Source organism: Butyricimonas hominis (assembly GCF_014287455.1).
Taxonomy (GTDB): domain Bacteria; phylum Bacteroidota; class Bacteroidia; order Bacteroidales; family Marinifilaceae; genus Butyricimonas; species Butyricimonas muris.
In genome coordinates, this window is record NZ_JACOOH010000001.1 from 867,700 (window position 1) to 880,645 (window position 12,946).

Consider the following 12,946-nt stretch of genomic DNA (forward strand, 5'->3'; position numbering starts at 1 on the left):
ATATCCAGAAAAAAGTGACCATTTCTATGAAAAATGCCACTTTAGAGAAAATTCTTGCTGAGATTAATCGGCAGACGGGAATAGATTATGGTTTCCAAAGTAATGACAAAATAGATAAAAATCGTCCTTTCTCTTTAGAGGTGAAAGATGAAACGGTAGAAAATGCTTTGGATATTTTGTTAGGTAATAGTCCTTACGATTATATCATTGAAAGTAATCGTATTGTGATTATTTTGAGGCAAAAACCTGTTGTGAATCTGATTAAAGTCAGTGGTAAAATCGTGGATGAAAAAGGAAATCCGATCGCGGGTGCAACAGTGCTTATTCAAGGAACCACTCAAGGAGTATCCTCGGATGCCGATGGACGTTATTCTATTTCGGCAAGAGCAACAGATGTATTGCGGGTTTCTTTTATCGGTTATAAAACAGGAGTCGTAGAAATAAAGGGGAAAGATAAAGTCAACATTCGATTAATTCCCACGGAAGAGAATCTCGAGGAAGTAACCGTCGTGGCTTTCGGCGAGCAGAAAAAAGAAAGTGTGGTCTCTGCAATTACTACTGTTGATGCAAGAAACTTAAAATCTTCAAGTAGTGATTTGACATCTCAATTTGCTGGAAAAATCGCCGGAATGATCGGGTGGCAGACGGGAGGACTTCCCGGGGCTCTGACGGAAGAAGAGATGAATACCAAATTCTACATTCGGGGTATTACTTCATTCCAAACGAGTGCTAACATTGATCCTCTTATATTAATCGATGGAGTGGAATCTTCAAAATTGGATCTTTCTCGTATGGTTCCGGAGGATATAGAAAGTTTCAGCGTGATGAAAGATGCCTCTGCCACGGCGATGTACGGTGCTCGAGGAGCTAACGGGGTTATCCTTGTGACGACTAAAAGAGGGCAGGAAGGTAGTGTCTATACCTCTTTCCGTTACGAAGCTGTTGTAAGTATGCCAACGAGGAAAATTGAGGTGGTGGATCCCACTACTTATATGAAAATGTACAATCGGGCATTACTGTCTCGTGATCCTGAAGCAACCCCCCAGTATAGTGTGGAGCGCATCGAACGTACAGGTTCTCCTCTTTATCCTTCTTGGGTATATCCCGCCAATGATTGGTATGATATCATGTTTCACGACTATTCCATTAATCATCGGGCAGGCCTAAATCTTCGGGGTGGTTCTCGTCAGGTTCAATACTATGCTTCTGTTAATTACGTCCGGGATGAGGGGATGTTGAAAACCGACCGTTTGAACCAGTTTAAATGTAATATCGAAAATAGTACATTCTCTTTCCGCGCGAACCTGAATATAGACTTAAGTGCTGGGATTCGCCTGAACATTAACTCCTCAGCCAATCTGGATAAATATCACGGTCCTTATGCAGATGTAACACAGGCTTACGGTATGGCTTTCAACGCTTCGCCTGTGGATTTTGCTCCGACTTACCCGGGAGATGCTACATTTGCCTGGCCGCATCTTCGTTTCGGAGCCGTAGACCAGAATACGGCTAATCCCTATATGGAACTTCATAAGGGATACAAAGATCGCCGTCGTTACTCGGCGGTAGCTCGGGCGGAGTATATTCATAATCTTTCACCCATTCTCAAAGGATTGGAATTACGGGCTTCCGTTTCGCTGAATCAGGAGGGATACTATGTCAACGCTTATGTTACCGATCCTTATAGGTATGCTTTAGCCAGTTATGATTTTGAAACCGGTGTGCATAAGCTAAACGCGATAAACTCGCTTAATGCATCAAGAACATTGGAGAAAGACGGACAACAAAGTGGTGGTTCTCAATCCACGCAGATGACTTACGAGATACAGGGGTTGCACGTGGCAGCTTGGGGAGAACACCAGACCAGTTTGACAGCGGTATTAAATGCGCAAGAGAATTCAACCTCTCAGACACAGACCGTACTGGACGGTATTCCTCGTCGGAATTTGGGATTATCCATGCGTGGTACCTACGGGTTTAAAAGTAAATATTTCCTAGAAGCCAGTTTCGGTTATAACGGTTCCGAGCGTTTTGCCAAGAATCATCGATTCGGCTTCTTCCCCTCGGTCGGCGGAGCTTGGATCGCATCAAAAGAGAGCTTGTTGGCGAACCATACAGCCCATTGGCTTTCTTTCTTGAAATTCCGTCTTTCGTGGGGTAAGGTCGGAAATGATGGGGTTATTAATGATCCGCATTTCACCCATTTACCTTTAATAAAAACGGAAAACGTTATGGATCCTTCTCCGGGTGGACAACAGATGAAAAAATATAAAATCACGGCTTATCCTAACGATAAAATCACGTGGGAAATTGCCGAGCAAATCAACTTCGGTATAGAAGCTAAGTTTTTCGGCGGGATCGTGGATATTAACGCAGATATCTATCAGGAGGTACGCCACAATATTCTTGACTACCGTTACACGATGCCTTCGTCTACCGGTTTGGAGATGATGCAAATCGGGAACGTGGGTAAATCCCGTTCCCGGGGAATAGACCTTGCGGGTAAGGTGCAACATATGTTTTCCCAAGACTTCTGGATGATACTGAACGGTACGTTCACTTACAATAAGGCTGTATTTAAAGAAATTGAAGAGGCTACCGACAAACCGGCATGGCAACGGAAAAAAGGTCATGAATTATCCCAAAAGGTGGGTTACATAGCCGAAGGTCTTTTCCGTGACGAGGCAGAAATTGCAAATTCTCCCCGGCAGGGTGGAGATGTGATGCCGGGAGATATTCGCTATCGTGATTTGAATGGCGATGGCGTGATAGACGTGAATGATGCCACTTACATTGGTTTTCCCAGTACACCTCGTGTTATTTACGGGTTTGGCGGGCTTTTTGTTTTCAAAAACATCGAGTTCAACTTCTCTTTTCAAGGCTCAGGAAAACGGGCTTTCTTCGTGGACCCGCAGAAAATCAGCCCGTTCGTGAAGAATCGGGCGATGTTGAAAGCTATTTATGACGATCACTGGAGTACAAATAATATGCAAGAACGTCCTTTCTGGCCGCGTCTTTCCACGCAATCCATCGAGGTACATAATCCTCAGGAAGACTGGAAAAGTGGTGCTGAAGAGCGGAAATCGACTTATTTTATGCAAGAATGTAGCTTCCTGCGTTGTACTTCTATCGATTTGGCCTATAATTTCCCACAGAAGGTGATGCAAAAATTGAAAATGCAAAGCGTGAAAATCTATGCTCGTGTTAATAATCCTTTCTTGATCACGAATTTCAAGATTTGGGACGTGGAATTGGGAGACAGCGGTTTTAACTACCCGATTCAACGCACTTGGTCGGTTGGCTTGAACGTAAGTTTCTAATTTAAATAAATGTAACAATGAAAAAATATTTATTATCTATATTTTGTGCTGTTCTCCTCCTCCCCGGATGTGACTATCTCGATATGGTACCGGAAAAGGACATCGAAACGGTGGAGTCGATTTTCGAGCAACGGACAAAAGCAGAGGCATGGTGGAAAGGGATTTACAGTGATTTGAATACCGTAATGACGGATATTCGTTCAAATATTTCCTATATGGGTGCCGACGAGTACGTGACCTGCTTGGCTTTATATAATTCGGATATGTATGGTCTTGACGGATTGAAAGTGGCTGACGGGCTGCAAATGTCACAAAAACCTTATGGTTCCCTGTGGTATAGAATGTATATTATTATTCGGAACTGCAATACTTTTCTCGAGAATATAGATCATACTTATAATATTGATGAAGACGATCGCAACTGGTGGAAAGCAGACGTGAAAGCGGTGAAGGCGTTTGTCTATTTTGAATTGGTACGTCGTTACGGTCCTATTTGTCTGATTCCCCAAAATATGCCGGTAGATTTAGATGTATCGAAGTATCAACTGCCGCGTCAACCCGTGGATACTTGTTTCAAGGAAATCGTCAATTTACTGGAGGAGGCGATGAAATATATGCCTATGCATTACCAGCGATTATCCAACAACGGACACACGTTCTGTCTAGAAGCATTATATGCGCTGAAAGCCAAAGTGCTGCTTTATGCCGCATCTCCTCTTTTTAACGGGAACGTGTTCTATTCCGATTTTAAGAACAAGAACGGAGAACTGCTTTTTAACAAAACTTATGATCGGAACAAATGGTTGTTGGCTGCCGAAGCTGCAGACAAAGCAATCGAGATATGTTTGCAGGGAGATCGAAAATTATCTTCCGGGTATAGTGCAAAAAAAACAAAGTTGTTAAACACTATGTATGACATCGAGAATACCACATTCTCTCGTTTTGACAATCAAGAATATCTGTTAGAATGGAAATATGTTTCTGGATTTCATACATTTACTTTACCGAGGTTGGTCGGCGATAATAAAAACTTCGAAGGTAGTGCACTCGGCTGTCTCTCTCCCTCGATGAAGATGGTGGAGATGTATTACACGGAACACGGGTTACCGATTGATGCCGACAATGACTGGGCTTATGGAAATCGCTACAAATTGGGTTCCGAGAGTAGTCAGCTTTACGAAAATGTGATCCCGTTGAATACGTCAGTAGTAAATCTTCACTTGAAACGGGAAGCTCGTTTTTATGCCAGTATTGCTGGCGACCGGATGTACTGGCAACGGGGAAATAACACGCTGCAAGATGATTATAACTTACTCGTGCAAGCACATAAAAATGAAGAGCCTTGGGGTACGCAAGCAGATATTATCGTTAGTAATACTTGGCAGAACATCAATGGTTACTGGTTGAAAAAACACCTTTTCTCGTGGTTTCCCACCCAAGGTTATGCGAATAACTTACAGGGAATAGAAACAGCCGCGATCATTCGTCTTGCCGAGGTTTACCTTATGCAGGCTGAAGCTTGGAACGAGTATCTGGAGACACCGGATGATCGGGTGTACAATCCGCTTGATGAAGTACGCAAACGGGCAGGAATCCTACCGGTACGGGAGGCTTGGAGGAGTTACTCCAACAACCCCACGAAAGTGGAATCACAAGTCGGTATGCGTGATATCATTCGTCAGGAATGTAATATTGAATTTGCGTTCGAGGGACACCGTTATTGGAATATTCGCCGTTGGCTGATCGCACCTCAGGAGATGAATCAGAAACAATACGGCTGGAATATCCTCGGAACAACATATCAATCATTCTATAACAATGAGAACGGACCGGTTGTCGTATGGAGCAAAAATAAATTCGTGGCACCCCGGGACTACTTCGAACCGATTGATGCCGAAGAGATTTTAATCTCCGGAATGGTACAGAATCCGGGGTGGTAAAAGAACAGTCACAATACATTTTAAAATATCAGACGATGAAAAAACATAAATGGATATTATTCTTCCTGTTACTGGGTTTTGTTTCCTGTAATGATGATAATGTCATTTTCGAGACATCAACGGAAGGCTTGGAACTTAAGTTTATGCCTGTGGCGGGCGGAGCGATGATGCACTATACTCTACCGAATAATAGAGATATCTTTGCCATGAACATTCGGTATTTGGATGCACAGGGGAATAAGGTATTGAAAGCCTGTGGTTACAGTGGCGATTCACTCCTGCTGGATGGTTTTACCAGAGCACAAGAGGCAAGTGCCAGCATCACTTTTGTCAACCAGAACAATGTAGAATCCGAGCCCTTAGAATATAAGTTCAACACGCTGGATAGCGCACCTTGGGCATTTTTTAACGATATTGAAGTATATTCTTCATGGAACGGTTTCCGGGTAATCTATAAAAGTCCCTCGGTTGTAACCGGAATGGCTCATGTTTTTTATTTGGGAACCAATCCCGTAACAAATCAGCAAGACACGATTTTAATAAAGAGTTTCCCGATTGTTCGGGCAGGAGACACGTTGAATTTTGTCGTGCAGCAGGAAAGAGCGAAGAACACGGTGGTTATCCGTACGGAGGATTTTCAGGGCTATCGGGTAAGACAGGAAATCTATCCGGATATAGATGCTTATCAGACTGAAAAATGGCCGATGACGGCAGATGATTTCAAGGGACCTTCCGTGGAAAATGAAAAAGCGAAAACAGGAGTGAAATATTTGTTCGACGGGGAGTTAAAAGGAGAAGAGCGTTTGATCGCCTCGGCTTCCCAAAATCCGATAAGTCAACCGTGTACGGAAGTATATGCAACCTATCTGGCAGGTCCTCAGGCTTATGGAAAGCCTATCATACTTGATATGAGAGAACAGAAAATACCGGCTTGGATCCGGATGTACTGCCTCTACCCGCTACGAGCAATTAATGCCACTCCGGGGTTCGCGTTGGGAGAAGTATGGTTAGGTTCTTACGAAGACAAAGTGCCTTGTAAGGTGGTGGTGTATGGTAATAATGAATCTCCGGATCCGAATTCCGGCAAGTGGGAGTACTTGGGTAAATTGCATCAGGATTCTTTGGCTACAGGTAAAAACAAATGGTCGAATCTCACATCGCAACTGGAATTTGCCCCGCAAGACGTAAATGAACTTGCCCAGAAAGATCCGGTCTATGTGGATGTTGTATTCCCTGCACGCGCCCAAACTTATCGCTATCTGAAAATTATAGTAAATGATACGTTCAAGGGGAGGAATCCGGAAATAGATCGAAATAAGGAAAAGTATTTCACGTTGCACGAACTAGAAGTTTATGTAAAAAAGAACTAAACCATGAGAAAGAGAAAACACATAATAAACTTATTTGCGGCGGCGGCATTGCTGATCGGTTGCAGCGAAAGCTTGGAGGATACGTATAGTGACTTTTCCGGAGACGGAAAGATCCATTACGTGGCAATGTGCACGGAAGTCCATGCTACTCCCAGATGGGAAGGTTTGGTCGTGGATTGGATAAATGGTACAGATGCCACGATCGATAAAATAAAAGTAATATGGTCATTCGAAGACCTTAAAGATTCGGTATTACTTCCGAAAACATCCGATTCTTTCGAGTTAAAGAATTTGGCGGACGGGACATATCGGTTCGATGTTTGCGCTATGGATAAGGCAGGGAACGAGTCGTTAAGAGAAACAACCTACGGACGTCCTTACACGAGGCAGCACGAGATTATGCTTGCCTTCACGAGGGGTGTCGTGAAATCTTATTTCTTGAAAAATAAAATGATTTTCTTTTCCGACCATTGGAACGAGAATATCGAGGAGTTGAAATTGAAATACAAGGATACAAACGGAGAAACTCAGTACTATACGTTCCGTGAAGCAACAAGTAATACTCTTATCACGATTGATGACGTGAGTATGAATCCTGCCGATACGGTCTATGTACTCCGCAAAGGGAAAGTGGCGGACTGTCCAGATGTGATCGACTTCGACCCGTTTGCGGTAAGTCGAAAGAAGATTTACAGTGCGGGATTCGTTAGTGCGATAGAACAGCGTTATGGCTACTCAACGACTACAAAAGAAAAGGAAGAGAAGTTTGAGGAGTTTATCAATAATGTGACAGAACTGGAGTTCGATTACGATATCGAAACTTTTGAAGATGTACTTTATTGCCCGAAGCTGCAAAGAATCATATTCGGCAAAAATCGTTACTTACAGCGCTTTCCCAATACACCGTATGACATGAGTAAATTACTGGGGCCTCTGAAAAAAAGTATGCTGGTATTGAACAAGGCAAACGAAATATTGGGTATGAGGATCGATTCTTACGGTCCTGGTTATAATGCACATTATTTGGGTAGCCAATATATAGATTATATGGATATCAAAGGGTATCCTGTGTTACCTCGATTAAACACCGTAAAAAAGGAAGAGTTAAGGATGTTTAACGATGGAAACAGAATTTTATGCACACCCGTTGATCCTTATGCGGACTTGGATTATTTGTTAGATGACAACTTCTCTACCGTGTGGGAAACAACTTCTTTTACATCTGTACGCACCTATGAAATGATGATGGAATTCATGACGGAAACAGAGATCAAAGGGATAAAAGTAGCACAGCCGAATTATAACCCGCAAGCGGACAAGGAAGCAGCATATGTAATTCCTTCTGCGATCACCATGCAGACTTCTACCGATGGCGTCATTTGGAAAAATGTCACATTTTTAGAGACCAATATTTTGGGACGTGGTTCGGGAGAGGTGACTCTATTACCGATTTCCGATGCCGGGGGTAGCCGATTGGTAAAATATATCAAATTTACCTTGCGTGACGGAGTGAATGCAGGAGGTACGACCAAGTGTAAGTTAGGAGATGTTGTTATCTATAAATAATCATATATACACGGTTGCGAGAGCGACCGTGTATCAAATACGACTAAAAAAGTATGTTTAAAATCAATTACTTAATCAGGCTCTTTTTTAGTGGGGTACTGTTATTGGTTTTCTCCGGGGTATTCGGTCAAGAGCAGGAGGATCGCCTCCTGCAATTGATGAAGCAGGAGTTGAAGTACAACATGGAGGAGTTAAAAAAGCAAGAGAACGCACCCTACTATATGAATATGAGGGCGATGGACGACTACACCATTACAGTTGTAAGTTCGTTCGGGGCTGTGGTATCGGCAAATGAAAACCGTATGCGGACACTGGTGCCGCAAATTCGCTTGGGAAGCCCGGAACTGGATAACTTCAAGTATAACATGCAGGGCGGTGTTTCCGGGGCTAACGCACAAGGCGCACAAGGAGTAATTCTACCTTTGAACGACGATGCGGATGCCATTCGGGAAGCGATCTGGCGGGAGACGTTGAAACGTTACGAGTTTGCCCGGAGTATGTATGACCAAACAAAGATGAAAGCCGCGGTAAGCGTGGCGGACGAGGATAAAGCACCGTGTTTTTCCAAGACTCCGGTGGAACATTATTACGAGGCTCCCGTGGCTGCCGGAAAACAAAAGATGGATATCAAACGGGCTTGGGAACAGCGAATGGATGAGGTTTCCGCCGTGTTCAAGACTTGTCCCGAGTTGCGCCAAGGATCTGCTAGTTTTAATTTTCAAGTTTTACGTACCTATTTCGTGAACAGCGAGGGAAGCGTAGTGGTGCAGAACCGGGTAGCTACTCGGGTGATGTTGATGGCATCACTGAAAGCTGATGATGGAATGGAGTTGCCGCTGAACATGGATTATTTCGCGTACACGCCTGACGAATTGCCGGATAATGATCGGATGATTGTTGACGCACAGGATATGATCAAACGATTACTGGCTTTGCGTGACGCACCGGTAGCTGACCCGTACACGGGTCCTGCAATCCTATCGGGACCTGCAAGCGGCGTATTCTTTCACGAGATTTTCGGTCATCGTTTGGAAGGTCACCGTTTGAAATCGGGTGGGCAGACGTTCAAGAAAATGGTAGGTGAACAAGTCTTACCCGCTGAATTTCAAGTTTACAGCGATCCGTTACTCAAATCTTATGTCGATACGGATCTTTACGGTCACTACGTGTACGATGACGAGGGCGTGAAAGGGCGCCGGGTGGACAACGTGGTGAATGGTGTGTTGAAAGAATTTTTGATGAGTCGGGTTCCGCTGGATGGTTTTCCCGAGAGCAATGGTCACGGACGTACTTCCGGGGGAGGTGATCCCGTGTCTCGACAATCCAATCTGATCATCGAAACGACACGCCCCTACACGGAAGACGAATTGCGTGCCATGCTAACGGCTGAAGCTAAAAAACAAGGAAAGGAATACGGTTATTATTTCCGTACCGTGACAAGCGGTTTCACGTACACGGGCGAGGGTGGAAGTTTGAACTCGTTCAACGTGACTCCCTTGGAAGTGTACCGGGTGTTCGTGGATGGTCGTCCGGATCAACTGGTGCGGGGTGTGGACATGATCGGAACACCCTTGTCAATGTTTTCTAATATCACGGCGGCCGGTAACAATCCAAAAGTCTTCACGGGCGTTTGTGGTGCGGAATCAGGTTGGGTACCCGTGACGGCAATATCACCCACGATATTCGTGAGCCAGATAGAAACACAACGTCGTGCACAAGCACGTGATATAGCCCCGGTTTTACCTTCACCGAAACCGGAAAATAAAGTTATCGGTAACACGGACGAAACGATTTTCGCGGCCATGCGTTCCGAACTGGATCGTAATAACGCTGCCCTTGTGTTGCCGGGTGGTTCGAAACCCTATTACATCTCATACACGGTAGCTCGTTACCGTCATTTTCAAGCGGTAGGCTCATTGGGAGGGTTATTGCATTTGAGTGTTTCACCATGGAAAATGAATGGTGGCACACAGTTAATGCTTGGGGATTACCAGAACAACAGTGACGTGCAGTACTCGGAACAAATTGCCCCGGCACAATTACCGTCGGAAGTGGATTATGACGTGATACGACGAGGTTTTTGGGAGTCGTCGGATATGATGTACAAATATTCGCTGGGCATGATGGCACAGAAAGCGAATTACCTGCAACAAAATCCCCTTTCACCAGAAGAAGCGGCTTTGGCGGATATGCAACCATTACCGGCTGTGACCCGCTTGCAGGAACGTCGAATGAAATATGACATTGACCAAGCTGTTTTGAAACAACTCGTGGTTGAAGCATCGGCAGTATTTAACGAGTACAAGGATATTTACAATTCCAGTGTGGTAATCAACGGAACGGAGATAGATATGTACCGGCTAACTACTGAAGGGGTACAGTTGAAGGAACCCGGGGGATACGTGAACGTGACAGTTTCTGCCGAAACACGAGGAGATGATGGCTCGAATCTAGGTGATTCATTCTCTCTTTCACTATTGACTCCGGCGGAAATTCCTTCCGTCGAGAAGTTGAAAGAACGGGTGAGAGAGTTTGCCGAAGGATTACTTCAATTGAAAGCGGCACCGCCGGTGGCAGAGTACTACAATGGTCCGATCATGTTCGAGGGAGGAGCCGTGGCAACTATTCTGGCAAACAACCTCCTGTATCGTGGCGGATTAGTCGCCGCCCGTTCGCTTTCCCCGACGAGAGGTGGGTTGGCAGATCAATTCGGGCAAAAAATCATGGACAATCGTCTGACTGTAAAAAATTACACGACCATGAAAGAGTATAACGGCGTGCCGTTATATGGCTATTACGAGATTGATGGTGACGGTGTGACTCCGGAAGCAGAAATGGTACTTGTCGAGAAAGGTGTGTTCAAAAAGATGCTGAACGGTCGTATCCCGACATTGAAAGCCCCGGAAACAACCGGTAGTTCCCGTTTCATGATGTCACCGCAAAGCCCTACGCTAGCGACCGGAACGGGTACTATTCACGTGCAGGCGGAAAAAACAATGACTCATGAGAGAATGAAAAAATTGTTGCTTAAGACAGCTAAAGAAGCCGGACAATCGTGCGCTTACATCGTGAGAGGGATTTCTGGGTCGGCACTCGTGGTTTACCGCGTTGATCTCAAAGATGGAAAAGAGACACGGGTTCGTACAACGGGCTTCCGTATGCCGGATTTGACCAAGTTATTGAAACTAGTTGCGATATCCTCAAAGGAGGAGGTAATGAACTACTTGCCTAACTCATCTCCCGCCTCAATGATCTATCCCGCCGGGATGATCGTGGACGGTTTGGTAATCGATAAGGCAAACCCGAAAACGGAAAAAGAACCTGTACTAAAACTCCCGAGACAACGGGAACAGAAATAATTAAATCATTAACATAGAGGTTGTCTGAAAAGTCCCCGCTTGTCATCCTGAATAAAATACGGACTTTTCGGTCACCTCTTTTAAATCTAAATGAGAAAATGAAAAAGATTTTATTTACTGTATGCTTGTTATTAAGTTGTGTTATCGTGAGTATGGCACAAGGTGATAGCTACAAGATCGAGGGACGGTTGGACAACTCCGTCAACGGAAAATTACTACTGGTTGCCAGCACGGAAAATGGGATGGTCGACATAGGCGAGGCCACGGTTGCGAACGGGGTTTTTGAGTTTACAGGCAGAATGCCGGAGGTGACATTAGCATACTTGATGCCAACTAAAAAAAATGCAATATTAGCAGCTTTGATGCTGGAGAATGCGAACTATACGATTGCTGTGGGCTCCAATGAGCTGATCGTTGAGGGTGGCGGTGAAGCGCAGAAAATATGGAAAGAATTCAACGATTTGGACAAATATCTGGCGCAAAGCGGACAGCAATTGCAAGCACAAGCACGGGCAAATCCGGCACAAGCGCAGAAACTAGAACAAGAGTTCAAGAAAATTGCCGCACGAATGGAAGCTGAAGAATTGGCTCTATTAAAAAAATACAATGACACGTATGTCGCTGCTTACGTGATAGCTGCCAAGTTGCCGCAAACCCTTGATGAGACGAAACTGGCAGAGCGTTACGAGATACTGGGAGAGAAGGCTAAGGCTACACCTTTCGGCAAACAAATCGCTACCGAACTGGAAAAAATACAGAAGATAGCGATAGGAGCCATAGCCCCTAATTTCAGTGCGGCGTTGTCCGATGGTGGCGTACTTTCTTTGCACGAGACAAATGCGAAAGTGAAAGTCATTGATTTCTGGGCATCTTGGTGCGGTCCTTGTCGACGAGAAAATGTGAATCTGATAAAAATTTACAAACGCTTCCGCCCGAAAGGTTTGGAAATCATCAGTGTTTCAATTGATGACAACAAACAGGCTTGGTTGGCTGCTATCGGTCAAGACGGCTGTAACTGGAAAAACGTGTCCGACTTGAAAGGACAACGTTCCGAAATCGCCGCCGAATACTGCGTGAAAGGCATCCCCTGCACCTTTATCCTCGATGAGGAAAACCGTATCGTGGCTAAAAACCTTCGCGGCAGAGACCTCGAAAAAAAGATTGACGAGATGCTGAAAAAGAAGAAAGAATAGGTTCAAAGAAGAGTGGTTTAAACTCGAAGCCGTCTCAGTTCTCATCCTTGAGGCGGCTTTTTATTTTAACTTCTTAAAATAGCGATTATGAAAAAAACTTACTCCTGTTTTTGGTAATAAGTACGTTAATCTGCTTATCGTCATGTGCCTCGTTACATGAAAACTTGTCGAAAAAGGAGATTGAAGAAGCTCTCCGTG

At 44.6% G+C, this 12,946-nt stretch carries 6 protein-coding genes; all 6 read left to right on the forward strand.

The genetic code is table 11. From position 1 onward, the window contains the following. The first annotated feature begins 26 nt into the window (after nucleotides 1-26). The 6 genes from H8S64_RS03405 (at nucleotide 27) to H8S64_RS03430 (ending at nucleotide 12,748) form a co-directional block, all read left to right on the forward strand. Nucleotides 27-3,320 carry a TonB-dependent receptor gene (locus tag H8S64_RS03405; RefSeq protein WP_255469404.1) on the forward strand — a complete coding sequence of 1,098 codons (3,294 nt, stop codon included), beginning with the start codon at nucleotides 27-29 and terminating at the stop codon, nucleotides 3,318-3,320. Between the two features lie 17 nt (nucleotides 3,321-3,337). After that, nucleotides 3,338-5,260 (forward strand): RagB/SusD family nutrient uptake outer membrane protein, encoded by a 1,923-nt coding sequence (locus tag H8S64_RS03410; RefSeq protein ID WP_186974938.1) that lies wholly within the window; start codon nucleotides 3,338-3,340, stop codon nucleotides 5,258-5,260. Between the two features lie 35 nt (nucleotides 5,261-5,295). Further along, nucleotides 5,296-6,630, forward strand: coding sequence for a DUF4959 domain-containing protein (locus H8S64_RS03415; protein ID WP_186974939.1), 1,335 nt, complete (start codon nucleotides 5,296-5,298; stop codon nucleotides 6,628-6,630). 3 nt (nucleotides 6,631-6,633) lie between these two features. Continuing rightward, entirely contained in the window at nucleotides 6,634-8,196 is a 1,563-nt protein-coding gene (locus H8S64_RS03420) for a DUF4998 domain-containing protein (protein WP_186974940.1), read from the forward strand. A gap of 53 nt (nucleotides 8,197-8,249) precedes the next feature. Further along, nucleotides 8,250-11,555, forward strand: coding sequence for a metallopeptidase TldD-related protein (locus H8S64_RS03425; RefSeq protein ID WP_186974941.1), 3,306 nt, complete (start codon nucleotides 8,250-8,252; stop codon nucleotides 11,553-11,555). Between the two features lie 98 nt (nucleotides 11,556-11,653). After that, a complete protein-coding gene (locus H8S64_RS03430) occupies nucleotides 11,654-12,748 on the forward strand; it encodes a TlpA disulfide reductase family protein (RefSeq protein ID WP_186974942.1) in 1,095 nt (364 codons plus the stop codon). The last annotated feature ends 198 nt before the right edge of the window (nucleotides 12,749-12,946 follow it).

Coding starts and splice junctions, on each gene's coding strand:
- H8S64_RS03405 (WP_255469404.1), top strand. CDS start 27: ATGAAAAATGCCACTTTAGAGAAAATTCTTGCTGAGATTAATCGGCAG.
- H8S64_RS03410 (WP_186974938.1), top strand. CDS start 3,338: ATGAAAAAATATTTATTATCTATATTTTGTGCTGTTCTCCTCCTCCCC.
- H8S64_RS03415 (WP_186974939.1), top strand. CDS start 5,296: ATGAAAAAACATAAATGGATATTATTCTTCCTGTTACTGGGTTTTGTT.
- H8S64_RS03420 (WP_186974940.1), top strand. CDS start 6,634: ATGAGAAAGAGAAAACACATAATAAACTTATTTGCGGCGGCGGCATTG.
- H8S64_RS03425 (WP_186974941.1), top strand. CDS start 8,250: ATGTTTAAAATCAATTACTTAATCAGGCTCTTTTTTAGTGGGGTACTG.
- H8S64_RS03430 (WP_186974942.1), top strand. CDS start 11,654: ATGAAAAAGATTTTATTTACTGTATGCTTGTTATTAAGTTGTGTTATC.